Consider the following 24,421-nt stretch of genomic DNA (forward strand, 5'->3'; position numbering starts at 1 on the left):
CGGCGCTTTGGCGCACAAGCGTGCGGTTCCGCTTGCGAAGAGCACGGAACCGTGGTCGTGGAAATTCGTTGGTCCCGCGGACAAAGGCGGTGATCGATATGCCCGGCCAGAACGATAAGCGCAGACTGAAGCTCGACCTCACAATTGCCGCTTCGCTGTTCGCAGCAGGCGTCCTGGTCTCGGTCATGTCGCTGGCCCAGATCCGCGCCGAAAGCCGGCTGCAGACGGCGCAGGCGACGCAGCCGCTCCAAGGCACGCCGTCCGACGAGCAGAGCAAGACGCCCGCGGAATCCAAGCCCGGCGGCGACCGGCCGACCACGCCGGCCCCCGAGCCCGCGCGCCCCGATCCGCAGACGCAGGGCGCTGCGAAGCCGGTGTTGCCACCGGCTCCGGCGGAGAAGGTCGCGCCGCCGATCGAGAAGAAATAACTGGCGGCCATACGTCCAGCCACACAATCAGTGTCGCCCCCGGGAGCGCGGGGGATCCAGTATTCCAGAGACGACGATTGGATACGGAGAGGCTGCGGCGTACTGGATGCCCCTTCGCGGGGCATCACAGTTGTGGATGAGGCGAAGGCGTCGCGCCCCTCAGCGCACCAGAATGTTCTTGAACTGCCAGGGATCGCTGGTGTCGATGTCCTCTGGGAACAGTCCCGGACGATCCGTCAGCGGCGTCCAGTCGGTGTAGAAACCCTTCACCGGGCCGAGATAGGGCAGCTGGATTTCGAGCAGGCGATCGAAATCCATCTCGTCGGCTTCGACGATGCCTTCGTTCGGGTTCTCCAGCGCCCACACCATGCCGGCGAGCACGGCGGAGGTCACCTGCAGGCCGGTCGCGTTCTGATAGGGCGCAAGGGCACGGGTCTCTTCGATCGAGAGCTGCGAGCCGTACCAATAGGCATTGTTGTCATGGCCGAACAGCAGCACGCCGAGCTCGTCGATGCCGTCGACGATCTCGTTCTCGTCGAGGATATGGTGCTTCTCCTGCATCTTGGCGGCGCGGCCGAACATTTCGTGCAGCGACAGCACGGCATCGTCGGCCGGATGATAGGCGTAGTGGCAGGTCGGCCGGTAGATCGCCTTGCCGGATGCGTCGCGCACCGTGAAGTAATCGGAGATCGAGATCGATTCGTTGTGGGTGACGAGGAAGCCGTACTGCGCGCCGCGAGTCGGGCACCAGGTGCGTACGCGCGTGTTGGCGCCGGGCTGCATCAGATAGATGGCAGCGCCGCAGCCGGCTTCGTGGGTCCGCGCATTCTCGGGCATCCATTTCTCGTGGGTACCCCAGCCGAGCTCGGACGGCTGCACGCCTTCGGACAGGAAACCTTCCACGGACCAGGTGTTGACGAACACATCCGGCTCCTTCGGCTTCTTGGAGCGCTGGGTGTCGCGTTCGGCGATGTGGATGCCCTTGACGCCGGCCTGCCGCATCAGGTCCGCCCATTCGGCCTTGGTCTTGGGCCGGGGAGCATTGAGCTTCAGATCGGCGGCGACATTGAGCAGCGCCTGCTTGACGAAAAAGGAGACCATGCCGGGATTGGCGCCGCAGCAGGAAACGGCCGTGGTCGAGCCAGCCGGGCGCGCCCGCTTGGCGGCAAGCGTTACCTCGCGCAGGGCGTAGTTGGAGCGCGCTTCCGGACCCTTCGACGCATCGAAGTAGAAGCCGAGCCAGGGCTCGTTGACGGTGTCGATATAGAGAGCGCCGAGCTCGTTGCAGAGCTCCATGATATCGGTGGAGCCGGTGTCGACCGACAGATTGACGCAAAAGCCCTGACCGCCGCCTTCGGTGAGCAGCGGGGTCAGCACCTCGCGATAATTATCCTTGGTCAGGCCCTTCTGGATGAAGCGGACATTGTGCTTCTCGCAGAGTGCCTTGCGGCCCTCGTCCTTGGGATCGAGCACGGTGATGCGCGCCTTGTCGTAGTCGAGATGCCGCTCGATCAGCGGCAGCGTGCCTTTGCCGATGGAGCCGAAGCCGACCATGACGATAGGACCGGTGATCTTCGCGTAGATCTGCGAGGCGGGACTCATGGATGGTTTCTCCGGAACGTGCTGGCGGACAAAGGGTGGGTGGTTCAGGCGCTGCGGCGCTTGTCAGATGCTGCGGCGCTTGGCGGTGACTTCGATCTCGACCTTCATCTCGGGCTTGGCCAGGGCGCTGACGACCAGCAAGGTCGCCGCTGGCCTGATGTCACCGAGCACCTCGCCGCAGACGGCGAAATGGGCATCGATGTAGCTGGCGTCGGTGACGTAGTAGGTCGCACGGACGATATCGGCCATTTCGAAGCCGCCCTCCTTCAGGGCGGCTTCGATGGTCTTGAAGCAGTTGCGTGACTGGCTCGTGACATCGGCCGGCATGGTCATCGTCGTGTAATCGTAGCCGGTGGTTCCCGCGACGAAGGCGAAATCGCCGTCGATCACGGCGCGGCTGTAGCCGACGGTCTTCTCGAGAGGGGAGCCGGTGGAGATCAGGCGACGGGACATGTTTGGACCTCGACTGAAAGAGGATGTTTTGCGGGGTTAAAGGGCGTTTCCGGCGCCTGCGCAACCACAAAGGAACGGGCTCGGCGCAGCCACGGCCGGGCGTGCCGCACGGTGCTGCGGCTTCGGTCTTCGCTATGAGAGCGATCCCTTAGGCCGCGTGCGCGTGGAGGGCGCGAACCGCCCTCCGTTTGGGCAGGGCCGCGCCGGTCGGGACGATCATCCCCTCGGCGCCGTCGAGCGCGCCGTCGGCGAACTCGATCGCCAGCAGGCGGTCGCGCTCGAACGGGCCGGGCAGCGACAGCGCGCCGGTCTTTTCCGCCGAGAAGCCGAAACGGCCGTAATAGGGAGCATCGCCGAGCAGGATCACGGCGGCATGCCCGCGCGCCCGGGCGGCGGCCAGCGCTTGATGCATCAGCGCGGCGCCGATCCCGAGCTCGCGGAAGGCAGGGTTAACCGCCAGCGGTCCGAGGACCAGAGCGGGCCTGCCTCCGGCGCTGACGTTCCACAACCGCACGGTTCCCACGAGTGTCCCCTCGCGTACCGCCGACAGGGCAAGGCCTGCAGCAGGTGCGCGCCCGTCGCGGAGGCGCTGGCAGGTGCGGCCGTGGCGGTTCTCGCCAAAGCAGGCATCGAGCAGCGCTTCACGCATCGCGACGTCGGCAGCGCGTTCCGCACGGATCGCGAACGGAGCGGCTTTCGAAGTGAGGGCGACTTGTGGCTTCCGAGGAGCAGTCATGGCGCGTCAGTCCCCGCTTGAGCCGACGCGCGCACTGCACGCCGGTCCAAGACGTCGTCAGAAATCGAAGATGTCAGGGAGGAGCCGGCAAGCCGGCTCCCGGGTTCGTCAGGCCTCAGACGAGAGGCGGCTTAGATGTGGTACGTCTTCAGCGGCGGGATGCCGTTGAACGCCACCGCCGAGTAGGTCGACGTATAGGCCCCGGTGCCTTCGATCAGCAGCTTGTCGCCGATCTCGAGCGTAACGGGGAGCGGATACGGGTTCTTCTCGTACAGCACGTCAGCGCTGTCGCAGGTGGGACCTGCGAGCACGCACGGGGTCATGTCCGCGCCGTCATGCGGGGTGCGGATGGCGTAGCGGATCGACTCGTCCATGGTCTCGGCGAGACCGCCGAACTTGCCGATGTCCAGGTACACCCAGCGCACCTCGTCGTCGTCGCTCTTCTTCGAGATGAGCACGACCTCGGACTCGATGATGCCGGCGTTGCCCACCATGCCGCGGCCCGGCTCGATGATGGTCTCCGGAATCTGGTTGCCGAAGTGCTTGCGCAGCGCGCGGAAGATCGAGCGGCCGTAGGTCACGACCGGCGGCACGTCCTTCAGGTACTTGGTCGGGAAGCCGCCGCCCATGTTGACCATGGAGAGGTTGATGCCGCGTTCGGCGCAGTCGCGGAACACCTGCGAGGCCATCGCCAGCGCACGGTCCCACGCCTTCACCTTGCGCTGCTGCGAGCCGACGTGGAAGGAGATGCCGCACGGCTCCAGGCCCAGGCGCTTTGCGAGGTCGAGCACCTCGACCGCCATCTCCGGGTCGCAGCCGAACTTGCGCGACAGCGGCCACTCGGCGCCGGCGCAGTCATAGAGGATGCGGCAGAACACCTTCGCAGCCGGCGCGGCTCGGGCGACCTTCTCGACCTCGGCGGCGCAGTCGACCGCGAACAGGCGAATGCCGAGCGCGAAGGCCCGCGCGATATCGCGCTCCTTCTTGATCGTGTTGCCGAAGGAGATGCGGTCGGGCGTCGCTCCGGCGGCCAGCGCCATCTCGATCTCGGCGACCGTCGCGGTGTCGAAGCAGGAGCCCATGGAGGCGAGCAGGGACAGCACTTCCGGCGCCGGGTTCGCCTTGACGGCGTAGAACACGCGGCTGTCGGGCAGCGCCTTGGCGAAGCTCTGGTAGTTGTCGCGCACGACCTCGAGGTCGACGACGAGGCACGGCTCGGTGTCGAGACCTTCCTTGCGGCGGTTGCGCAGGAATTCCTGGATACGTTCGGTCATGGCACTCTCCAACGGTCCCAGCGACGGGATCCGCATCAACGTGACGTCGGATAAGAGTGCTTCGGCCACATCGCGCGATGGAGGCGCGCTGAGGCCAAAAAACTCAAACCAGACTGTGCTGCCGTGGATTGGTTGGGAGAGTTTCCCGCCCGCTCACCTGGCAATGAAGGACAAGCCTTTTCAGTAGCCCGCGCCGGCGTTGGACTGCCGGTAGAGACCAAAAAAGCCCGATCCGTCGTTGCTTTAAGTCGCGTCCCCCGTTGAGAGCGGGGTGCGCCGGTTCGCCTCCGGCTGCCAGTCACGGTTGCAAAGAGCGAAGTCACCTTCGACAAGGCACCTCTTGAGAGAGATGCTGGGCGCTCCGGGTTTGCTTTGATCGTTCGACTTCTCAGTCTTCGACTTCCGCACTTCCGAAGAGCCCCTCGGCTTCTTCACCCCTTGGCGGCTGTCCGGCCTCTTGTCCGGATACCTACCGACTGACACACGACCACAGGCACGTGCGAAATTGGGCAAGACCGCACATAAGCGTTTTGACTCTGCTTCGCAAGAATTTTTTTAGGCTGCGGACAGAATTGCCTAACATCTGCTTGCGCAGTGTTGCGCGAGCGACGCGGGAGATGAACGAGCGTTAAGTTTTCTGTGTCGCGCGCGTGTTGCTCTCGCGCGTGAAGCGTCAGCCGCGCTTGGTGAAGGGCTCGACGCGCTGAGCTGCGCGGATGAACGCGGTCATCACCAGCACGCCGAGTGCGAACAGCACGGCCTGCAGGATGTGCGTGCCCTGGTCGCCGAGACCGAACAGGATCGCGAGCGCCCAGCCGCCGGCAAAGGCCGCGCCGAACACCTCCGCGCCGATCAGGATCGCGGCGCTGACGACGGTGATGACGCTCGGCCAGACGATCTGGCGGGAGGACGAGGAAGGCGCGTTCATGAACTCTGGGATCCCAAGACTTCGAGGGCCGCAATCTCCCCGAAAAGCCGGCCGGGAGCAAGGGCAAATGGCCCAAAAAAGCCCCATCGCGTGCTATAGCTGCCCACAACAATCGAGCCACAAAAATCGGGACTTGTGATGTCAGAACCCCGCCAAAATCCGGACACCGCGATCAATCCGCTGCTGAAGGCCTGGGTGACGCCGTTCGCAACCCCGCCCTTCGACGAGATCAGGCCGGAGCACTTCCTTCCCGCGTTCGAGCAGGCCTTCGCCGATCACGCCGCCGAGATCGCGGCGATCACCAATGATCCGGCCGCGCCCGACTTCGCCAACACCATCACGGCGCTGGAGCGCTCGGGCAAGCTGCTGAGCAAGGTCGCGGCGGTGTTCTACGACCTCGTCTCGGCGCATTCCAACCCGGCCATCCTGGAGATCGACAAGGAAGTTTCCTTGCGGATGGCGCGGCACTGGAATCCGATCATGATGAACGCCGTGCTGTTTGGTCGCATCGCCCATCTGCACGAGAACCGCACTGGCCTCGGTCTCACCCCCGAGCAGCTCCGGCTGCTGGAGCGCACCTACACCCGCTTCCACCGTTCCGGCGCCGGCCTCTCGGAGGAGGCCAAGACGCGGATGGCCGAGATCAACGAAAAACTCGCCCAGCTCGGCACCAGCTTCAGCCATCACCTGCTCGGCGACGAGCAGGAATGGTTCATGGAGCTGGGGGAGGCCGACCGCCAAGGGCTGCCGGAAAGCTTCGTCGACGCCGCCAGGGCTGCGGCAGAAGAGCGCGGCATGGCCGGCAAGGCCATCGTGACGCTGTCGCGCTCCTCGGTCGAGCCGTTCCTGAAGAGCTCGGCGCGGCGCGACCTCCGCGAGAAGGTCTACAAGGCCTTCACGGCGCGCGGCGACAACGGCAATGCCAATGACAACAACGGCATCATCGTCGAGATCCTGAAGCTGCGCGAGGAGAGCGCCAGATTGCTGGGCTATCCGACCTTCGCCGCCTACCGGCTGGAGGATTCCATGGCCAAGACCCCCGACGCGGTGCGCGGCCTCCTGGAGCGGGTCTGGAAGCCGGCCCGGGCACGCGCGCTCGCCGACCGCGACGAGATGCAGGCGCTGATCACGGAAGAGGGCGGCAATTTCAGGCTCGCGCCCTGGGACTGGCGCTTCTACGCCGAAAAACTCCGCCTGCAGCGCGCCAATTTCGACGACGCCGCGATCAAGCCGTACCTGACGCTCGACAACATGATCGCCGCCGCCTTCGACTGCGCGACGCGCCTGTTCGGCATCACCTTCGAGGAGCGCAAGGACGTTCCCACCTGGCACCCGGACGTCCGGGTCTGGGAGGTGAAGGGACCCGATGGCAAGCACAAGGCGCTGTTCTACGGCGACTATTATGCCCGCCCATCGAAGCGGTCCGGCGCCTGGATGACCTCGCTGCGCGACCAGCAGAAGCTCGACGGCGACATCGCGCCGCTCGTCATCAATGTCTGCAACTTCGCCAAGGGAGCCAACGGCGAGCCCTCGCTGCTGTCGCCGGATGACGCCCGCACCCTGTTCCACGAGTTCGGCCACGGCCTGCACGGCATGCTCTCCAACGTGACGTATCCGTCGCTGTCGGGCACGGCCGTGTTCACGGATTTCGTCGAATTGCCGTCCCAGCTCTACGAGCATTGGCAGGAGCGGCCCGAGGTGCTCCAGCAGTTCGCCCGCCACTACCAGACCGGCGAGCCGCTGCCGGACGACCTGCTGCAGCGCTTCCTGGCCGCGCGAAAATTCAATCAGGGCTTTGCCACCGTCGAGTTCGTCTCCTCGGCGCTGATCGATCTCGAATTCCATACCCAGCCGGCTGAGGCTGCGCAGGACGTGCGCGCCTTCGAGAAGAAGGAACTGGAGAAGATCGGCATGCCCGAGGAGATCTCGCTGCGCCACCGGCCCACTCAGTTCGGCCACATCTTCTCCGGCGACCACTATGCCTCCGGCTATTACAGCTACATGTGGTCGGAGGTGATGGACGCCGACGCCTTCGGCGCCTTCGAGGAGGCGGGCAACATCTTCGATCCTGATGTGGCCAAGCGCCTGCACGACGACATCTATTCGACCGGCGGATCGGTCGATCCGCAAGCCGCCTACGAGGCCTTCCGCGGCCGCCCGCCCGAGCCGGATGCGCTGCTGCGTCGCCGCGGCCTGCTCGACGACGCCAAGGCGGCATGATGGGCATGCGCGTCCTGCTTGGAATGCTGCTCGCCGCTGGCCTGTCGCTTGCGTCGGGAGCGGCGAGCGCTCATCCGCATGTCTGGATCACTGCGACCAGCGAGCTGGTTTATGCAGCCGACGGCACCATCACCGGCGTCCGCCACGCCTGGACCTTCGACGACATGTTCTCGGCCTATGCGGTGCAGGGGCTCGAGAGCAAGACCAAGGGGGCCTATACGCGCGAGGAGCTGGGGCCGCTGGCGCAGACCAATGTCGAGTCGCTGAAGGAATATGCCTACTTCACCTTCGCGAAGGCCGACGGCAAGAAGGAGCGCTTCAACGAGCCGGTCGATTATTTCCTCGACTACAAGGATACGGTGCTGACCCTGCACTTCACGCTGCCGCTGAAGAACCCGGTCAAGTCCAAGCAGCTGGTACTCGAAGTGTTCGACCGCTCCTTCTTCATCGATTTCCAGATGGCCAAGGACAATCCGGTCAAGCTGGTCGGCGCACCCCCAGGCTGCCAGATGAAGCTCGACCGACCCAGCGACGGCACCGCGACCGCGCAGAAGCTCAACGAGCAGACTTTTTTGAGCGGCGAGAACACCAATTTCGGCATGATGTTCGCCAACAAGATCACGGTGGATTGCCCTTGACCGGTCGTCTTCAATCCCCGCTCGCCCGCGGGCTGCTCGCCTGCGCTGCGGTCGTCGTCGCTCTGGGCCTGGCCGATGCCGCGCTCCACGACCTTCTCGCGCAAAATCCCTTTGGCGCGCCGCGGCCGGCGCAGGCGGCCGAGCCCGAAGCCAGCGGCATCGTTGGCTGGCTGCTGGCAAAGCAGTCCGAATTCTATCGCCAGATGTCGGCGACCATCCGCGCCGCCAAGTCCGACGGTTCGGCGGGTGTGGACGCTGCTTTTCATCTCGTTCGCCTACGGCATCTTTCACGCCGCCGGCCCCGGCCATGGCAAGGCGGTGATCGCCTCCTACCTTGTCGCCAACCGCGAGAGCGCGCGGCGTGGCATCGCGCTGTCGTTCGCCTCGGCGCTGATGCAGTCGCTGGTCGCGATCCTGATCGTCGGCATCTCGGCCTGGATCCTGAACGCCACCGCCAAGACCATGTGCAAGGCAGAGGGCGCGATCGAGATCGCGAGCTACGCCCTGATCGCGCTGTTCGGTCTGCGCCTCGTCTGGGTCAAGGGCCGTACCTTCATCCGGGCGCTCCAGGCGGCCCAACCCGTGCCGGCGATCGCCGGCGTGCCGCATGATCATCACCATCGTCATGAGGCGCACGAGCACCATCATCATCACCACGATCATGCTCACGCCCATGACCATCACGGGCACGACCACGTCCACGACGAGCATTGCGGCCATTCCCATGGGCCGATGCCGACCGAGCTCGCCGGCCCCGGCGGCTGGCGGCGCGGCTTTGCGGCGATCCTCACCGTCGGCATCCGTCCCTGCTCGGGCGCGATCCTGGTGCTGGTGTTTGCGCTGGCGCAGGGCCTGTTCTGGGCCGGTATTGCGGCGACTTTCCTGATGGGGCTCGGCACCGCGATCACGGTCGCGGCCATCGCCGTCGTCGCCATCTCCGCCAAGGACATCGCGCAGCGCCTCAGCGCCGGCCGCGACGGCGGCGGCGCGCTGTTCATGCGCGGCATCGAATTCGCAGCGGCCGCCGTCGTGCTGCTGTTCGGTGCAGGGCTCTTGTTCGGCTACATCGCGGCCGAACGGACCACGTGTTTTTGAACCAAGCCCTCGTGCCCCGGACGCAGCGCAGCGTCCCTTCGACGATGCGCTGCAGAGCCGGGGGCCCATCTGTCCACGGGGTAGAGCTTGGCTTTCTGTTGGGTCCCGGCTCTGCGGAGCAGCGCAGGGGCGCTCCACCGCATCCGGGACACGGCAGCTCACACCGGCAAAAACTTTTTCAATGCCGGCATGAAGAAGATCCCGAGATTAATCGCAAAGCCGATGCTCCACAGGATCGAGCGCAGCGTCGGGCGATTGCCGAGATAGGTCAGCACATAGGCGATCCGCACGATCAGGAACAGCACCGCGAGCTCGTCGATCAGGCGCTGCGGCGAATCCCGGAATTCGGCGAGCAGGACGGCGAACGCGAAGAACGGGAAGGTCTCGATGCCGTTCTGGTGGGCGCCGAGCGCGCGCTGCGCGATGGCGTCCTCATAGAAGGCCGGATCGCGCGGCCGTGAATTGTCGAAGCCGCGAAACCTGATCCATTTGATCGAGACGATCGTCGACAGATACAGCAGCAGCGCTCCGAAGACGCACCATTCCGCGAGTGTCATCTTTCCTCCCCCGCTTGGATAGACCGTAGCGAAAGCAGCCTCATCTTGACAAGTTCGGGGCAACGCGCGACGCAACGGCCCATGACGAACGTTGTCCCCATCGAGAGCGCGAAGCCCGCCGTGCAGTCCGGCTGCCCGCAGGTCGGCGTGCTCCTCGTCAATCTCGGCACACCCGATACGGCCGACGCGCCCGGCGTGCGGGTCTATCTCAAGGAGTTCCTTTCGGACCCCCGCGTCATCGAGGACCAGGGCCTGATCTGGAAGCTGGTGCTGAACGGCATCATCCTGCGCAGCCGCCCGCGCACCAAGGCGCTCGACTACCGGAAGATCTGGAACAATGAGCGCAACGAGTCGCCGCTGAAGACCATCACGCGCTCGCAAGCCGACAAGCTCGCCGCCGCGCTGTCGGACCGCGCGCATGTCGCCGTGGACTGGGCGATGCGCTATGGCAATCCGTCGATCGGATCGGGCATCGATGCGCTGATCGCCAAGGGGTGCGAGCGCATCCTCGCCGTGCCGCTCTATCCGCAATATTCCGCGTCGACCTCGGCGACCGTCTGCGACGAGGTGTTCCGCGTGCTCGCACAGCTCCGCAACCAGCCAACGCTGCGGGTGACGCCGCCGTATTATGACGACGCGGCCTATATCGAGGCGCTCGCGACCTCGATCGAGACGCATCTGGCGACATTGTCCTTCAAGCCGGAGCTGATCGTCGCCTCCTTCCACGGCATGCCGAAATCCTACGTCGACAAGGGCGATCCCTATCAGAGCCACTGCATCGCCACGACCGAGGCGCTGCGCCGCCGGCTCGGCATGGACGAGACAAAGCTGCTGCTGACCTTCCAGTCGCGCTTCGGCAATGACGAGTGGCTCCAGCCCTACACCGACAAGACCGTGGAGCGGCTGGCGAAGGAAGGGGTGCGCCGCATCGCGGTGGTGACGCCGGGCTTTTCCGCCGATTGCCTGGAGACGCTGGAGGAGATCGCGCAGGAGAACGCCGAGATATTCAGGCACAATGGCGGTGAAGAGTTTTCCGCAATCCCCTGCCTCAACGACAGTGAGCCTGGGATGGACGTGATCCGCACCCTGGTGCTGCGCGAGCTTCAGGGCTGGATCTGATGGTTGGCCCGGTGAGTCGCCGCGACTGCCTGGCGTTTCTCGGGATGACCGTCGCGCTGCCGGCCGCAGTGCCGGCGCAGCAGGCGAACGCAACGCGCCGGCTCGGCGTGCTGTCGGTGATTGCGGGCGATGAGGTGATCGGCCAGACACGCCTGGCCGAGGCGCTCGCCAGCCATGGCTGGAAGGAGCAGGACAATCTCGGGGTCGACTGGCGCAGCGGCGCCGGCGATCGCGCGCGCATCGCCCTGCTTGCCGACGAGCTGATCGCGCTCAAGCCCGACGTCCTGCTCGCGCTCGGCACACCCTCTGTCGAGGAGCTGCGCCAGCGCACCGCGACGATCCCGATCGTGTTCGCGGTCGTCACCGATCCCGTCAGCCAGGGCTTTGTCAAGAACCTTGCCCATCCCGGCGGTAACGTTACCGGCTTCACCGACTATGACGGTCCGCTGGCCGGCAAATGGCTGGAGATGCTGACGCAGGTCACGCCGAGGGTGTCGCGCGTCTTCGTCGTCTACAATCCCGCCACCGCGCCGTTCGCGCCCCTGATGCTGCGCACGATCGAGGAGGCGGCGCGGACCGTTCACGTGACGGTCGAGCCCGCGCCGGTCCATGATGCCGCCACGATCACGGCGCTGGCCGCGCGCAAGGAGGGTGGCTTCCTGGTGCTGCCCGATTTCTTCACCATGGCCAATCGGGCGCAGCTCCTGGCGGCCGTCAGCGAAGCGCACGTGCCGGCGGTGTTCTGGAGCCGCACCTTCGTCGATGAAGGCGGGCTGATGTCCTACAGCACGGATAGCGCCGAGCAATTGCGGCGTGCTGCGTCCTACATCGACCGCATCCTCAAGGGCGCGCTGGCGGCCGACCTCCCGGTTCAGAACCCCACCAAATTCGAGCTGGCGATCAACCTTAGGACTGCGCGGGCGATCGGCGTCACGCCTGCCCCTGGCCTCATTGCACTCGCGAACGACGTCATCGAATGAGGTCATCGAACGGACGCCTTGCTCGGTTCGCTAATTCTTGCCGCTAGGTCTCCGCCTGCACGCTTTCAAGAGCCCGTTGCGAATACATATCGTGACCATTCCCTCCCTCTCCGTCTTGTGCAGAATCGGGCCGATACCGACGTGAATCGGCGCTGAACCGTTAGGGTCGCGCTCCCGACCAATGACGGCGCGGGAAGGGGCTTTTCCTGCCTTTGTTTTCCCGCCTTGGAGGAAATATGAGCGGCTTCGACATTTTCGCGATTGTTCTGGTATTGCTCGTCATCGCCACGCTGCTGGCCGGCGTGAAGACGGTGCCGCAGGGCTATGATTGGACCATCGAGCGGTTCGGCAAATACACGCAGACGCTGAGCCCCGGGCTCAACCTGATCGTGCCTTATTTCGATCGCGTCGGACGCAAGATCAACATGATGGAGCAGGTGATCGACATTCCCGAGCAGGAGGTCATCACCAAGGACAATGCCACCGTAACGGTGGACGGCGTCGCCTTCTTTCAGGTGTTCGACGCGGCGAAAGCGAGCTACGAGGTCGCCAATCTGAACCAGGCGATCACGGTGCTGACCATGACCAATATCCGCTCGGTGATGGGCTCGATGGATCTCGACCAGGTTCTGTCGCACCGCGACGAGATCAACGAGCGCCTGTTGCGCGTCGTCGACGCCGCGGTCTCTCCGTGGGGCGTCAAGGTCAACCGCATCGAGATCAAGGACATCGTGCCGCCCGCCGATCTCGTCGAGGCGATGGGCCGGCAGATGAAGGCCGAGCGCGTCAAGCGCGCCGACATTCTCGCCGCCGAAGGCCAGCGCCAGTCCGAGATCCTGCGCGCCGAGGGCGCCAAGCAGGGCCAGATCCTGCAGGCCGAGGGCCGCCGCGAGGCCGCCTTCCGCGACGCCGAGGCGCGCGAGCGCCTCGCCGAGGCCGAAGCCAAGGCGACGCAGGCGGTGTCGGAGGCCATTTCCAAGGGCGACGTCGCTGCGCTGAACTATTTTATCGCCGACAAGTATATCAAGGCGTTCGGCCAGTTCGCGGACGCGCCGAACCAGAAGATCATCATGCTGCCGGTGGAAGCCGTGAGCATGCTGGGCTCGCTCGCCGGTATCGGCGAGATCGCCAAGGCGACGTTCGGGGAGAGTGCTGCATCGGCTGCGGCCGCGGCCCGTCGCGGCAGTTCGGTGCCGCCGTCAGGCCCGACGCCGCCGGCCGTGCCGCCGCAGTAACGGGATTTGCGCGTATGCTCAGGAAAAATGGGTATCGGTTTTCCGATGAGGACATGCGCCAATATGACGAGGTCGTGTCATGACCGAGATGTTCGCATCGCTCGGCAACTGGAATTGGCTGATCTTCGGCTTCATCCTGATGGCGCTGGAAACGATCGCGCCGGGCGTATTCCTGTTCTGGCTCGGGCTTGCGGCCTTGCTGGTCGGCCTGGTCTCGTTCGCGGTCGCGATGTCCTGGCAGATCCAGCTCGTGATGTTCGCCATCTTCGCGGCAGCGGCGGTGCCGGTGTGGCGGCGGCTCGCCCGTCCGAAGCTGGACGCCAGCGCCAGCCCCTTCCTCAACAAGCGCACTGAGGCGCTGCTCGGCCGCGAGTTCACGCTGGAGAAGCCGATCATCGACGGCTCCGGCACGGTCCGCATCGGCGACACCGTGTGGCGCGTCGCCGGCCCCGACACGCCGGCGGGAACGCGGGTGAAGGTGGTGCAGGTGGACGGCGCCAACCTGACGGTCGCGGTGACGTAGCGATTCTGCCCTTCCCTGGCGGTCCCTGAAGGGAAGGGTTGGCTGAGCGCAGCGAAACTGCGCGGTGGGTGACAGTCCTCGAACGGTGCCCGAGCCGAGAGATCACCTCGCGCCGGGGACGGATTGCCTCACCCGAACAGCGGCGTGCCCGGCACGAAGGCGTCAAAGGCGGCCCAGAACTGCGAGCGGTAGCGGTCTTGCTCCTGCAGGATCTCGTGCTTGGCGCCGGCGATCACGAGATGCGAGCCGGCGCGCAAGTGATAGGCGAACTCCTCGATCGCCGCGGTCGAGACCACGGTGTCGTTGGAGGCCGCCAGCATCAGGATCGGCTGGCGGATCTCGGACGGGTAGTTCGTGCGCTTAAAGGTGTGCATCGCGCGGAACGCAGTGTCCGCCCAGGCGATCGTCGGCGAGGCCAGGCCCAGCGTCGGGTCCTCCTCCAGGATCGCGGCATTGCGCGCATAGCGCACGGGATCGCTGGTCACGGGATTGTTGATGAAGGGATCGAGCCCGGTGAGGCGGTCGCTGCCGCCGGGAACGTAACGGCCGCCCTGCCCGAGCAGGCGCATCGTCTTGAGCAGCGCACGCACCGGAAACGAGGTGGTGCGGCCGGGCAGGTCGATCATCGGCGCCGACAGCACCATGCGGTCGAACCAGCGCTTGCCCGCATGCGCAACCCGCAGCAGCACCGTGCCGCCCATGGAGTGGGCGAGCGCGAAGAACGGCGGCGGACAGTCCGGCAGCACCACCTGCTGCACGAAGGCCTCGACGTCGATTTCGAAATCGGCGAAATCGCGCACATAGCCCTTGCGCGGATCGCGCAGGCGCCGCGCGGAATGGCCCTGGCCGCGCCAGTCGATCATCGCCACCGCAAAGCCGCGGTCGCGCAGGTCGCGCACGGTCTCGAAATATTTTTCGATCTGCTCGCTGCGCCCGGTGAAGACGCAGACCGTGCCCTTGCGGTTCGCCGGTGGCGCCCAGCGCGCAAAGCGCAGCTCAACGCCGTCGGACGTCTTGATCGTGCCGCTGACGACGTCTTCGGGAACGGGGTTGGACGGAATCGAGACCAGCGTCATGATGGGAGTGCGTGGGCGCCAAGTGCTGCAAATCAAGGGGCGGGAGCGCCGAAAAGGGGCCAGTGCCGCCCTCTTGAACGTCGTCTGGACTCACCCATATCACCTTCGTGCAGGCCGCTACCAGTGTTTCGGAACCGGAACATCAGGCTGCACACAGACTAAAGCCCGGCCCGATTGGCGGGCGGGTTACCAACAGTCGCTCAATGGAGGACTTGAACCATGCGTACCTACGACCTCACCCCGTTTTATCGTTCCACCGTCGGCTTCGACCGCCTCTTCAACCTGCTCGACCAGGCCGGTTCGGACGGCAGCCCCGGTTATCCCCCCTATAACATCGAGCGTACCGGCGAGAACGCCTACCGCATCACCGTTGCGGTCTCGGGCTTCTCCAAGGATGAGCTCTCCATCGTCGCGAAGGAAAACACGCTGACGATCAAGGGCGAGAAAGTCGCCAACGAGAACAGCAAGTCCGAGGTGCTCTATCGCGGCATCGCCGCGCGTGCCTTCGAGCGTGCCTTCCAGCTTGCCGACTTCGTGCAGGTGAAGGACGCCTCGCTCGAGAACGGGCTGCTTCACGTCGATCTCGTGCGCGAGATTCCCGAAGCCAAGAAGCCGCGCCAGATCGCGATCAACGCCGCCGCGCCGAAGGCGCAGGTGATCGAGAACTCGGCCGCGCAAGCCGCCTGAGACAAGCGACCTCCAGGTTGCGAAAACGCCCCGGTGTCCCGGGGCGTTTTTTCATTTTGCATCGCATCACAGAACGGTGAGGACCGTAACGCCGCGGCCTCGCGCTCCGTCCTTTGGGCATCACACCCTAACGAGACGGAAGATGATCATGTCACTCTGGCGCAGCCTTTTCGTCGCCGCGAGCCTGTTGGCGGCCCCGCTCAGCCTCGCTCACGCGCAAGCACCGCAGACCGTGAAGGCCAAGAACGTCGTACTGGTGCATGGCGCCTGGGCCGACGGGTCGAGCTGGTCGGAAGTCATTCCGATCCTTCAGGCCGCCGGACTGCATGTCACCGCCGTGCAGAACCCGCTGTCGTCGCTCGCGGACTCCGTCGATGCGACCAGGCGCGCGCTGGCCGAGCAGGATGGACCGACCGTGCTGGTCGCGCATTCCTGGGGCGGCACCGTGATCAGCCAGGTCGGCACCGACCCGAAGGTCACCGGCCTCGTCTATGTCGCAGCACGCGCGCCCGACGCGAATGAGGACTTCGTCGCGCTCTCGAAGCAATTCCCGACCGGCCCCGTGCGCGCCGGCATCGTCGAACGCGACGGCTACACCAAGCTGTCGGAAGACTCCTTCCTGAAGTACTTCGCCAATGGCGTGAAGCCGGAGCAGGCGAGGGAGCTCTACGCCGTGCAATGGCCGACGGCCGCCTCGATCTTCGCCGGCCGCACCACGGAAGCCGCGTGGCGCTCCAGGCCGAGCTGGTACGCGGTGTCGAAGAACGACTACACCATCAACCCCGATCTCGAGCGCTTCCTCGCCAAGCGCATGAACGCGACCACGGTCGAGCTCGATGCCGGCCACCTCTCGCTGGTGTCGCATCCGAAGGAGGTCGCGAATTTGATTCTGGAAGCGGCAGGGTATCCGCGGAGCTGAGGGGCGGTCGCTGAGATCGCAAAAGCGGCCCGAGATTCTCGGGCGCCTTTTTGTTTTGCCCAACTCTCTCCCCGCTGTCGTCCCTGCGAACGCAGGGGCCCATAACCCCAGGGAGCAGTTTGGCGAAGACTATTGGTTCGGTACTCGCGCCTCATCCCCACCGATAGATCACGCGGTATGGATCCCCTGCGTTCGCAGGGACGACACCGTTTGTGTGGTCATCCCCTTCATCAAACGCGCAGCGCTAATCTAGCCCCTGCGCGGCAGGCATCTCCTGTGTCGGCAGAATGGTAGGAGCTGGCTTGGCTTGCCCCACGGCTGGCGCGGCGGCTTGCGGCGCCGCTTCAGCAGGCCTCGCCTGCACGGCCGCCGTCTGTTGCGCGGGCTGGGCCTGCTGCGTCACCGGCTCAGCCGGCTTCACTGCTGCGACCGGCGCCTCGGCGCGCTGCGGGGCGGCTTTGGGCAGCGGCACTGTGCGGCTGGCGACATGAGGAATCGGGGCGGGCGGACGCGGCGGGCCACCGCGGACCATGATCGGCGGCGGCAGCGCACTTTGCGGACGGTAAGGTGTCACCGCGGGTTCGTCATACGCAGGCGCCATGCCATAGGCATCGGCAGCCGGCATGAAGCGGATGATCCTGCCGTCGCGGGCGTCGATCACGAGCCGGCCGTCGTCGCCGCGGCGGTCGATCACCGCGATGGTGTAGACGCTGCCGCGCAGGCGCGGGATGCCGAGCGGCGAGAAGCCGTTCTCGCGCAGCACCGCGTAGACCTCGGTGGCGGGCAGCAGGGCGGGGGCCGGCCCGCGCTCCTCATAGCGGTAGCCATAGCCGTAACGCGGTGGCGGTGGCGGCGGGGCGTAAGGCCCGTCGAAATCCGACACGGCGGTCATGCCCCTGCCGCCGATTCCGTTCGCCGGAACCTGCGCTTGCGTCCCGGTCGCGGCCAGCGCCAGCGCGGCGGCGGCCACACATCCTGTGAAAAACTTCATGGTCGACACGCTCCTGTCAGGCCCCCGATGCTCGCGCTCTTTCGCTTCTTTGCGGCGTGGCGCGGCTTTCGAAGAGCTGGTCCGAAGCTTCAATGGGGATTTCGGCGCGGCTTGGGCCGGATCAGGGCGCGTTTGCTTCAAAACCGGGGCCGCGCAACTTTCGGAAAGCGATTGATTGACTTATCGGGAATCGGGACTTCCGCGCGCTTGTGTGCTAGACAAAAATTTGGCAAGGTGATGGTTAGGACAGGAAGACTGTCTCAATTTTGCCTGCGGTTCCGGCACAGGGATTGCAGCGAAAGCTGGCACTTTCGAGCGCCAGGAAGGTACCAGGCAAAGCCGTTCTCGGGGACGTAGAACGCCTAGGCCTGAATTTAAGAAAATGCGGCTCGCTAGCGGACGAGCGGTGACCCAGAGGCGGGTGCCGCGGAACGCCCAAGGTGCGCCGAAGATGGCGGTGAGGCAGCTTGCCGCACGGAGAGGACAGGAACAATGAACGGGTCGCAATTCGAGCGCGCAAACATCGTGGCAGAACAGCTGTCGGCGACGGTCGCCTCGAAACCGGCCGATCCGATTCAGGCGCACAACTCCCGTCCGGCCGCCGAAGGCCTCTACGATCCGAGCCTGGAGAAGGATTCCTGCGGCGTCGGCTTCATCGCCAATATCAAGGGCAAGAAGTCGCACGAGATCGTCTCGGACGCGCTGAGCATCCTCTGCAATCTCGAGCATCGCGGCGCGGTCGGCGCCGACCCGCGCGCCGGTGACGGTGCCGGCATCCTGGTGCAGATCCCGCACGCCTTCTTCGGCCGCAAGGCCAAGGAACTCGGCTTCGCGCTGCCGGCGCCCGGTGAATACGCTATCGGTGCGCTGTTCATGCCCCGCGACACCGCCTGGCGCAATGTCATCAAGAGCATCATCGCCGACCAGATCAAGGAAGAGGGTCTGACCCTGCTCGGCTGGCGCGACGTGCCGACCGACAATTCCTCGCTCGGCGCCACCGTAAAGCCGACCGAGCCCGCCTGCATGCAGGTGTTCATCGGCCGCAACGGCGTCGCCAAGACGGAGGACGAGTTCGAGCGCCGGCTCTACATCCTGCGCAAGTCGATCTCGCAGGCGATCTACCAGCGCCGCGACCGCGGCCTTGCCGGCTACTATCCCTGCTCGATGTCCTGCCGCACCGTGATCTACAAGGGCATGTTCCTCGCCGACCAGCTCGGCAAGTACTATCCCGATTTGCACGAGGCGGACTTCGAGAGCGCGCTCGCGCTGGTGCATCAGCGCTTCTCGACCAACACCTTCCCGGCCTGGTCGCTGGCGCATCCGTACCGCATGATCGCGCATAACGGCGAGATCAACACGCTGCGCGGCAACGTCAACTGGATGGCGGCGCGCCAGGCTTCGGTGAGCTCCGAACTCTACGGCAAGGACATCAACCGGCTCTGGCCGATCTCTTACGAGGGCCAGTCCGACACCGCCTGCTTCGACAACGCGCTCGAATTCCTGGTGCAGGGCGGTTACTCGCTGCCGCATGCCGTCATGATGATGATTCCGGAGGCGTGGGCCGGCAATCCGCTGATGGATGAGAAGCGCCGCGCCTTCTACGAATATCATGCCGCGCTGATGGAGCCGTGGGACGGCCCCGCCGCGATCGCCTTTACCGACGGCCGCCAGATCGGCGCGACGCTCGACCGCAACGGCCTGCGGCCGGCGCGCTATCTCGTCACCAAGGACGACCGCATCGTGATGGCGTCCGAGATGGGCGTGCTGACGATCCCCGAGGACCAGATCATCACCAAGTGGCGCCTGCAGCCGGGCAAGATGCTGCTGGTCGACCTCGAGCAGGGCCGCCTGATCCCGGACGACGAGATCAAGGCCGAGCTCGCCAAGAGTCATCCATACAAGGAGTGGCTGGAGCGGACTCAGATCGTGCTTGAAGAGCTGCCGAAGGTGCCGACCACCGGCGTGCGCTCGAACCTGTCGCTGCTCGATCGCCAGCAGGCGTTCGGCTACAGCCAGGAAGACATCACCATCCTGATGACGCCAATGGCGGCCACCGGTGAGGAGGCAGCCGGCTCGATGGGCAACGACACGCCGATCTCGGCGCTGTCGCATAAGGCCAAGCCGCTGTTCACCTATTTCAAGCAAAACTTCGCGCAGGTCACCAACCCGCCGATCGATCCGATCCGCGAGGAGCTGGTGATGAGCCTCGTCTCGATTATCGGGCCACGGCCGAACCTGTTCGACCTGCAGGGCATGGCCACGACCAAGCGCCTCGAAGTGCGCCAGCCGATCCTGACCGATGCGGATCTCGAAAAGATCCGTTCGATCTCGGACGTCGCCGAATCGCACTTCAAGTCGCGCACGCTGGACACCACCTTCCACGCCGGTCTCGGCGCGGCCGGCATGGATCAGGTGCTGGACGAGCTCTGCGCGCGCGCGGAAAGCGCGGTGCGCGAGGGCGTCAACATCATCATCCTGTCCGACCGCATGGTCGGCACCGACCGCGTGCCGATCCCCTCGCTGCTGGCCTGTGCCGCCGTGCATCATCATTTGATCCGCACCGGCCTGCGCACCTCAGTCGGCCTCGTCGTCGAATCCGGCGAGCCGCGCGAAGTGCATCATTTCGCGTGCCTTGCCGGCTACGGTGCCGAAGCGATCAATCCTTACCTCGCGTTCGAGACCATCATCGCGATGAAGGACCGCCTGCCCGGCTCGCTCGACGACTACGAGATCGTCAAGCGCTACATCAAGTCGATCGGCAAGGGCCTGCTCAAGGTGATGTCCAAGATGGGCATCTCGACCTACCAGTCCTATTGCGGCGCGCAGATCTTCGACGCCGTCGGCCTCAAGGCGGACTTCGTGTCGAAGTTCTTTGCGGGTACCCACACCCGTGTCGAAGGCGTCGGCCTTGCCGAGATCGCCGAAGAGGCCGTGCGCCGCCATGCCGACGCGTTCGGCGAGGCGCAGGTCTACAAGACCTCGCTCGATGTTGGCGGCGAATATGCCTATCGCAGTCGCGGCGAGGACCATGCCTGGACCGCCGAGTCGGTGTCGCTGCTCCAGCACGCCGCGCGCGGCAATTCGCAGGAGCGCTACCGCGCCTTCGCGAAGATCCTCAACGAGCAGTCGGAGCGCCTGCTGACGCTGCGCGGCCTGTTCCGGATCAAGAACGCCGAGGAGGAGAAGCGCAAGCCGGTGCCGCTCGACCAGGTCGAGCCGGCCAAGGAGATCGTCAAGCGTTTTGCCACCGGTGCGATGAGCTTCGGCTCGATCTCGCGCGAGGCGCACACCACGCTGGCGATCGCCATGAACCGGATCGGCGGCAAGTCGAACACCGGTGAAGGCGGGGAGGAAGCCGACCGCTTCAAGCCGATGCCGAACGGCGACTCCATGCGCTCGGCGATCAAGCAGGTCGCCTCGGGCCGCTTCGGCGTCACCACGGAGTATCTCGTCAACTCCGACATGATGCAGATCAAGATGGCGCAGGGGGCCAAGCCCGGCGAAGGCGGCCAGCTGCCTGGCCACAAGGTCGACGCGACCATCGCCAAGGTGCGTCACTCGACCCCGGGGGTCGGCCTGATCTCGCCGCCGCCGCACCACGACATCTATTCGATCGAGGACCTCGCGCAGCTCATCTACGACCTCAAGAACGTCAACCCGGCAGGCGACGTCTCGGTCAAGCTCGTCTCCGAGATCGGCGTCGGCACGGTCGCGGCGGGCGTCGCCAAGGCGCGCGCCGACCATGTCACCATCGCGGGCTTCGAGGGCGGCACCGGCGCTTCGCCGCTGACCTCGATCAAGCACGCCGGCTCGCCCTGGGAGATCGGGCTTGCCGAAACCCACCAGACCCTGGTGCGCGAGCGGCTGCGCAGCCGCATCGTGGTGCAGGTCGATGGTGGTTTCCGCACCGGCCGTGACGTCGTGATCGGCGCGCTGCTCGGGGCCGACGAGTTCGGCTTCGCCACCGCGCCCTTGATCGCGGCCGGCTGCATCATGATGCGCAAGTGCCATCTCAACACCTGCCCGGTCGGCGTCGCGACCCAGGACCCTGTCCTGCGCAAGCGCTTCACCGGCCAGCCCGAGCACGTGATCAACTACTTCTTCTTCGTCGCGGAGGAAGTCCGCGAGATCATGGCTTCGCTCGGCTTCCGCACCTTCAACGAGATGGTCGGCCAGGTTCAGCTGCTCGATCAGACCAAGCTGGTCGCGCACTGGAAGGCCAAGGGCCTCGATTTCTCGAAGCTCTTCGTCAAGCAGAAGGAAGAGAAGGGCCAGAAGATCTATCACTCCGAGCGCCAGAACCATCATCTGGAGGCGGTGCTCGACCGCACGCTGATCGAGAAGGCGCAGCCCGCGCTCGACCGCGGCGCGCCCGTGAAGATCGAGGCCACGATCAATAGCACCAACCGCTCCGCCGGCGCCATGCTTTCGGGCGCGGTCGCCAAGATCTACGGCCATGCGGGTCTTCCGCACGACACGATCCATGTCAGCCTCAAGGGCACCGCCGGTCAGGCCTTCGGCGCCTGGCTCGCGCACGGCGTCACCTTCGAGCTCGAGGGCGAAGCCAACGACTATGTCGGCAAGGGTCTCTCCGGCGGCAAGATCATCGTCAAGCCGCCGCGGAACGGCGGCATCGTGCCGGAAGAGAGCATCATCGTCGGTAACACCGTGATGTACGGCGCGATCGAGGGTGAGTGCTACTTCCGCGGCATCGCCGGCGAGCGCTTCGCCGTACGCAACTCGGGCGCGGTCGCCGTGGTCGAGGGCGCGGGCGATCATTGCTGCGAATACATGACTGGCGGCATCGTGGTCGTGCTCGGCAAGACCGGACGCAATTTCGCGGCCGGCATGTCGGGCGGCATCGCCTATGTGCTGGACGAGGCCGGCGACTTCGACAAGCTGTGCAACCTCAGCATGGTCGAGCTCGAGCCGGTCCTGTCGGAAGAGCTGATCAACGCCGGCACCTACAATCACGCCGGTGACCTCGAAGCGCACGGCCGGGTCGACGTGTTCCAGAACCTGCTCGATTCCGACGTCGAGCGTCTGCATGTCCTGATCACGCGCCATGCGAAAGCGACCGGCTCCAGGCGCGCCGCCGAGATCCTTGCCAATTGGAAGGACTGGCTGCCCAAATTCCGCAAGGTGATGCCGGTCGAGTACCGGCGCGCGCTGCGCGAGATGGCCGCCAACGCGGACGCCGAGCCGAAGATCGCGATCGGGGCGTAATTCTTACCTCGCGTCATTCCGGGGCGCGCAAAGCGCGAACCCGGAATCTCGCAAAGATAACCTCCAGGTTCCGGGTCTGCGCGCGGCGCGCGCATCCCGGAACGACGGAAAAGAAAACTAAGCGGCAGGGACTTCGGGTTTAATGGGCAAGATCACGGGTTTTCTCGAAATCGAACGGCATGACCGCAAGTACACCCCGGTCGCCGAGCGCGTGAAGCATTACAAAGAGTTCGTCGTTCCCCTGAGCGAGAAGGAAGTGCGCGACCAGGCCGCGCGCTGCATGAATTGCGGCATTCCCTATTGCCACGGCACCGGCTCGGTCGCGCCCGGCACGCCCGGCTGCCCGGTCAACAACCAGATCCCCGACTGGAACGACCTCGTCTATCAGGGCAATTGGGAAGAAGCTTCGCGCAACCTGCACTCGACCAACAATTTCCCCGAGTTCACCGGGCGCATCTGCCCGGCGCCGTGCGAAGCGTCCTGCACGCTCAACATCGACGACAACCCCGTCACCATCAAGACGATCGAATGCGCGATCGTCGACCGCGCCTGGGACAATGGCTGGCTGAAGCCTGAGGTCGCCGCCGCGAAGACCGGCAAGAAGGTCGCCGTGATCGGCTCGGGTCCGGCCGGCATGGCCTGCGCGCAGCAGCTCGCGCGCGCCGGCCACGACGTGCATCTGTTCGAGAAGTACGCCAAGGCCGGCGGCCTCTTGCGTTACGGCATTCCCGATTTCAAGATGGAGAAGGGCATCATCGACCGCCGCGTCAAGCAGATGGAAGACGAAGGCGTCACCTTCCACTACAACAGTCATGTCGGCGCCGAGGGCAATGTCGATCCGCGCGAGATGCTCAACGAGTATGACGCGATCGCCCTGACCGGCGGCGCGGAAGCCCCGCGCGATCTGCCGATCCCCGGCCGCGAGCTCGACGGCATCCACTACGCCATGGATTTCCTGCCGCAGCAGAACCGCCGCGTCTCCAATGAGCCGCTGGGCGGTGTCCGGGAGATTTTGGCCGGCGGCAAGCATGTCGTCGTCATCGGCGGCGGCGACACCGGAAGCGACTGCATCGGCACCTCGCTGCGCCAGGGCGCGCTGTCGGTGACCCAGCTCGAGATCATGCCCGCTCCCCCCGAGCGCGAGAACAAGGGCCTGACCTGGCCGAACTGGCCGGTAAAGATGCGCACCTCCTCCAGCCAGGCCGAAGGCGCGGTCCGGGAATACGCCGTGCTGACCCAGAAGTTCTCGGGTGAGAACGGCAAGGTCAAGAAGCTGCACTGTGTCCGCGTCGACGACAAGTTCAAGCCGATTGCCGGCACCGAGTTCGAGCTCGACGCCGAGCTCGTCCTGCTCGCCATGGGCTTCGTGCACCCCGTGCACGAGGGCCTGCTCAAGCAGCTCGCGGTCGAGCTCGACGCGCGCGGCAACGTCAAGGCCAACACGCTCGACTACCAGACCTCCCGCCCGAACGTGTTCTCCGCCGGCGACATGCGCCGCGGCCAATCGCTGGTGGTGTGGGCGATCCGCGAAGGCCGGCTGTGCGCAAGGTCGATCGACACGTTCCTGATGGGGAAGACGGATCTGCCGCGGTAGTTTTCGTTCCGCTGCCAAATTTACGAAAAGTGTCATCGCCCGGCTTGACCGGGCGATCCAGCATTCCAGCGACGTCAAACGTATACGGATAAGCCGCGGCGTACTGGATGCCCCGGTCAAGCGGGGGGCATGACAGCCGA

The 24,421-nt window shown here is 65.4% G+C and carries 20 protein-coding genes and 1 pseudogene; 13 read left to right on the plus strand and 8 right to left on the minus strand.

The annotated features are described in order from the left end of the window. Positions 1–98: 98 nt before the first annotated feature. Positions 99–428 (plus strand): hypothetical protein, encoded by a 330-nt coding sequence (locus ACVWY3_RS34380; protein WP_456843529.1) that lies wholly within the window; start codon positions 99–101, stop codon positions 426–428. Positions 429–587: 159 nt separating this feature from the next. Here the strand turns inward: ACVWY3_RS34380 and ACVWY3_RS34385 are convergent, their stop codons facing one another. The 4 genes from ACVWY3_RS34385 to ACVWY3_RS34400 form a co-directional block, all read right to left on the minus strand. Further along, on the minus strand, positions 588–2,030 hold the full coding sequence (locus ACVWY3_RS34385; protein WP_456842416.1) for a homospermidine synthase: 1,443 nt from the start codon (positions 2,028–2,030) through the stop codon (positions 588–590). A gap of 63 nt (positions 2,031–2,093) precedes the next feature. After that, positions 2,094–2,483, minus strand: coding sequence for a RidA family protein (locus ACVWY3_RS34390; RefSeq protein ID WP_018316187.1), 390 nt, complete (start codon positions 2,481–2,483; stop codon positions 2,094–2,096). Between the two features lie 148 nt (positions 2,484–2,631). Next, positions 2,632–3,219, minus strand: coding sequence for a GNAT family N-acetyltransferase (locus tag ACVWY3_RS34395; RefSeq protein WP_456842417.1), 588 nt, complete (start codon positions 3,217–3,219; stop codon positions 2,632–2,634). Between the two features lie 131 nt (positions 3,220–3,350). After that, positions 3,351–4,493: a type III PLP-dependent enzyme gene (locus ACVWY3_RS34400; protein ID WP_456842418.1), complete on the minus strand. Its 1,143-nt coding sequence runs from the start codon at positions 4,491–4,493 to the stop codon at positions 3,351–3,353. Between ACVWY3_RS34400 and ACVWY3_RS34405 the strand changes: the two genes are divergently transcribed. After that, positions 4,492–4,680 (plus strand): hypothetical protein, encoded by a 189-nt coding sequence (locus ACVWY3_RS34405; protein WP_164938904.1) that lies wholly within the window; start codon positions 4,492–4,494, stop codon positions 4,678–4,680. The two genes, ACVWY3_RS34400 and ACVWY3_RS34405, sit on opposite strands and share 2 nt — an antisense overlap. 486 nt (positions 4,681–5,166) lie before the next feature. On the opposite strand, the gene ACVWY3_RS34410 is transcribed toward ACVWY3_RS34405, so the two are convergent. After that, a complete protein-coding gene (locus ACVWY3_RS34410) occupies positions 5,167–5,421 on the minus strand; it encodes a hypothetical protein (RefSeq protein WP_283083778.1) in 255 nt (84 codons plus the stop codon). A 138-nt stretch (positions 5,422–5,559) separates the two neighbouring features. Between ACVWY3_RS34410 and ACVWY3_RS34415 the strand changes: the two genes are divergently transcribed. The 3 genes and pseudogenes from ACVWY3_RS34415 (at position 5,560) to ACVWY3_RS34425 (ending at position 9,374) form a co-directional block, all read left to right on the plus strand. After that, the gene (locus ACVWY3_RS34415) at positions 5,560–7,641 is read left to right on the plus strand and encodes a M3 family metallopeptidase (RefSeq protein WP_456842419.1); all 2,082 of its coding nucleotides are present in this window, start codon (positions 5,560–5,562) and stop codon (positions 7,639–7,641) included. Beyond that, positions 7,641–8,279: a DUF1007 family protein gene (locus ACVWY3_RS34420; RefSeq protein WP_456842420.1), complete on the plus strand. Its 639-nt coding sequence runs from the start codon at positions 7,641–7,643 to the stop codon at positions 8,277–8,279. Before ACVWY3_RS34415 ends, ACVWY3_RS34420 begins: the two co-directional genes overlap by 1 nt. Next, positions 8,270–9,374, plus strand: a pseudogene (locus ACVWY3_RS34425) (nickel/cobalt transporter). Before ACVWY3_RS34420 ends, ACVWY3_RS34425 begins: the two are co-directional and overlap by 10 nt. Before the next feature lie 158 nt (positions 9,375–9,532). On the opposite strand, the gene ACVWY3_RS34430 reads toward ACVWY3_RS34425, so the two are convergent. Further along, on the minus strand, positions 9,533–9,931 hold the full coding sequence (locus ACVWY3_RS34430; protein ID WP_456842421.1) for an MAPEG family protein: 399 nt from the start codon (positions 9,929–9,931) through the stop codon (positions 9,533–9,535). An 81-nt stretch (positions 9,932–10,012) separates the two neighbouring features. On the opposite strand from ACVWY3_RS34430, the gene hemH reads away from it, so the two are divergent. The 4 genes from hemH (at position 10,013) to ACVWY3_RS34450 (ending at position 13,788) form a co-directional block, all read left to right on the plus strand. Beyond that, positions 10,013–11,050 (plus strand): ferrochelatase, encoded by a 1,038-nt coding sequence (hemH, locus tag ACVWY3_RS34435; RefSeq protein WP_456842422.1) that lies wholly within the window; start codon positions 10,013–10,015, stop codon positions 11,048–11,050. A gap of 11 nt (positions 11,051–11,061) precedes the next feature. Further along, positions 11,062–12,030: an ABC transporter substrate-binding protein gene (locus tag ACVWY3_RS34440; RefSeq protein ID WP_456842423.1), complete on the plus strand. Its 969-nt coding sequence runs from the start codon at positions 11,062–11,064 to the stop codon at positions 12,028–12,030. 236 nt (positions 12,031–12,266) lie between these two features. Then, positions 12,267–13,265, plus strand: a complete 999-nt coding sequence (locus ACVWY3_RS34445) for an SPFH domain-containing protein (protein WP_456842424.1) — start codon at positions 12,267–12,269, stop codon at positions 13,263–13,265. Positions 13,266–13,344: 79 nt separating this feature from the next. Beyond that, on the plus strand, positions 13,345–13,788 hold the full coding sequence (locus ACVWY3_RS34450) for an NfeD family protein (RefSeq protein ID WP_456842425.1): 444 nt from the start codon (positions 13,345–13,347) through the stop codon (positions 13,786–13,788). Between the two features lie 128 nt (positions 13,789–13,916). Here the strand turns inward: ACVWY3_RS34450 and ACVWY3_RS34455 are convergent, their stop codons facing one another. Beyond that, positions 13,917–14,864, minus strand: coding sequence for an alpha/beta fold hydrolase (locus tag ACVWY3_RS34455; RefSeq protein WP_456842426.1), 948 nt, complete (start codon positions 14,862–14,864; stop codon positions 13,917–13,919). 219 nt (positions 14,865–15,083) lie between these two features. Between ACVWY3_RS34455 and ACVWY3_RS34460 the strand changes: the two genes are divergently transcribed. Together ACVWY3_RS34460 and ACVWY3_RS34465 are read left to right on the plus strand one after the other, a co-directional pair. After that, a complete protein-coding gene (locus ACVWY3_RS34460; RefSeq protein ID WP_027562907.1) occupies positions 15,084–15,551 on the plus strand; it encodes an Hsp20 family protein in 468 nt (155 codons plus the stop codon). A gap of 148 nt (positions 15,552–15,699) precedes the next feature. Beyond that, a complete protein-coding gene (locus tag ACVWY3_RS34465; RefSeq protein ID WP_456843530.1) occupies positions 15,700–16,470 on the plus strand; it encodes an alpha/beta fold hydrolase in 771 nt (256 codons plus the stop codon). A 244-nt stretch (positions 16,471–16,714) separates the two neighbouring features. On the opposite strand, the gene ACVWY3_RS34470 is transcribed toward ACVWY3_RS34465, so the two are convergent. Beyond that, positions 16,715–17,461, minus strand: a complete 747-nt coding sequence (locus ACVWY3_RS34470) for a hypothetical protein (RefSeq protein WP_456842427.1) — start codon at positions 17,459–17,461, stop codon at positions 16,715–16,717. A 492-nt stretch (positions 17,462–17,953) separates the two neighbouring features. Between ACVWY3_RS34470 and gltB the strand changes: the two genes are divergently transcribed. Both gltB and ACVWY3_RS34480 read left to right on the plus strand, forming a co-directional pair. Continuing rightward, positions 17,954–22,687 (plus strand): glutamate synthase large subunit, encoded by a 4,734-nt coding sequence (gltB, locus tag ACVWY3_RS34475; RefSeq protein ID WP_456842428.1) that lies wholly within the window; start codon positions 17,954–17,956, stop codon positions 22,685–22,687. Positions 22,688–22,829: 142 nt separating this feature from the next. Beyond that, positions 22,830–24,281, plus strand: a complete 1,452-nt coding sequence (locus tag ACVWY3_RS34480; RefSeq protein WP_456842429.1) for a glutamate synthase subunit beta — start codon at positions 22,830–22,832, stop codon at positions 24,279–24,281. The last annotated feature ends 140 nt before the right edge of the window (positions 24,282–24,421 follow it).

This window comes from Bradyrhizobium sp. USDA 4486 (assembly GCF_054057995.1).

Excerpts from the sequence above, each read along its gene's own strand:
- ACVWY3_RS34380 (WP_456843529.1), top strand. The coding sequence starts at position 99 with ATGCCCGGCCAGAACGATAAGCGCAGACTGAAGCTCGACCTCACAATT.
- ACVWY3_RS34385 (WP_456842416.1), bottom strand. The coding sequence starts at position 2,030 with ATGAGTCCCGCCTCGCAGATCTACGCGAAGATCACCGGTCCTATCGTC.
- ACVWY3_RS34390 (WP_018316187.1), bottom strand. The coding sequence starts at position 2,483 with ATGTCCCGTCGCCTGATCTCCACCGGCTCCCCTCTCGAGAAGACCGTC.
- ACVWY3_RS34395 (WP_456842417.1), bottom strand. The coding sequence starts at position 3,219 with ATGACTGCTCCTCGGAAGCCACAAGTCGCCCTCACTTCGAAAGCCGCT.
- ACVWY3_RS34405 (WP_164938904.1), top strand. The coding sequence starts at position 4,492 with ATGGCACTCTCCAACGGTCCCAGCGACGGGATCCGCATCAACGTGACG.
- ACVWY3_RS34400 (WP_456842418.1), bottom strand. The coding sequence starts at position 4,493 with ATGACCGAACGTATCCAGGAATTCCTGCGCAACCGCCGCAAGGAAGGT.
- ACVWY3_RS34410 (WP_283083778.1), bottom strand. The coding sequence starts at position 5,421 with ATGAACGCGCCTTCCTCGTCCTCCCGCCAGATCGTCTGGCCGAGCGTC.
- ACVWY3_RS34415 (WP_456842419.1), top strand. The coding sequence starts at position 5,560 with ATGTCAGAACCCCGCCAAAATCCGGACACCGCGATCAATCCGCTGCTG.
- ACVWY3_RS34420 (WP_456842420.1), top strand. The coding sequence starts at position 7,641 with ATGGGCATGCGCGTCCTGCTTGGAATGCTGCTCGCCGCTGGCCTGTCG.
- ACVWY3_RS34430 (WP_456842421.1), bottom strand. The coding sequence starts at position 9,931 with ATGACACTCGCGGAATGGTGCGTCTTCGGAGCGCTGCTGCTGTATCTG.
- hemH (WP_456842422.1), top strand. The coding sequence starts at position 10,013 with ATGACGAACGTTGTCCCCATCGAGAGCGCGAAGCCCGCCGTGCAGTCC.
- ACVWY3_RS34445 (WP_456842424.1), top strand. The coding sequence starts at position 12,267 with ATGAGCGGCTTCGACATTTTCGCGATTGTTCTGGTATTGCTCGTCATC.
- ACVWY3_RS34450 (WP_456842425.1), top strand. The coding sequence starts at position 13,345 with ATGACCGAGATGTTCGCATCGCTCGGCAACTGGAATTGGCTGATCTTC.
- ACVWY3_RS34455 (WP_456842426.1), bottom strand. The coding sequence starts at position 14,864 with ATGACGCTGGTCTCGATTCCGTCCAACCCCGTTCCCGAAGACGTCGTC.
- ACVWY3_RS34460 (WP_027562907.1), top strand. The coding sequence starts at position 15,084 with ATGCGTACCTACGACCTCACCCCGTTTTATCGTTCCACCGTCGGCTTC.
- ACVWY3_RS34465 (WP_456843530.1), top strand. The coding sequence starts at position 15,700 with ATGTCACTCTGGCGCAGCCTTTTCGTCGCCGCGAGCCTGTTGGCGGCC.
- ACVWY3_RS34470 (WP_456842427.1), bottom strand. The coding sequence starts at position 17,461 with ATGAAGTTTTTCACAGGATGTGTGGCCGCCGCCGCGCTGGCGCTGGCC.
- gltB (WP_456842428.1), top strand. The coding sequence starts at position 17,954 with ATGAACGGGTCGCAATTCGAGCGCGCAAACATCGTGGCAGAACAGCTG.
- ACVWY3_RS34480 (WP_456842429.1), top strand. The coding sequence starts at position 22,830 with ATGGGCAAGATCACGGGTTTTCTCGAAATCGAACGGCATGACCGCAAG.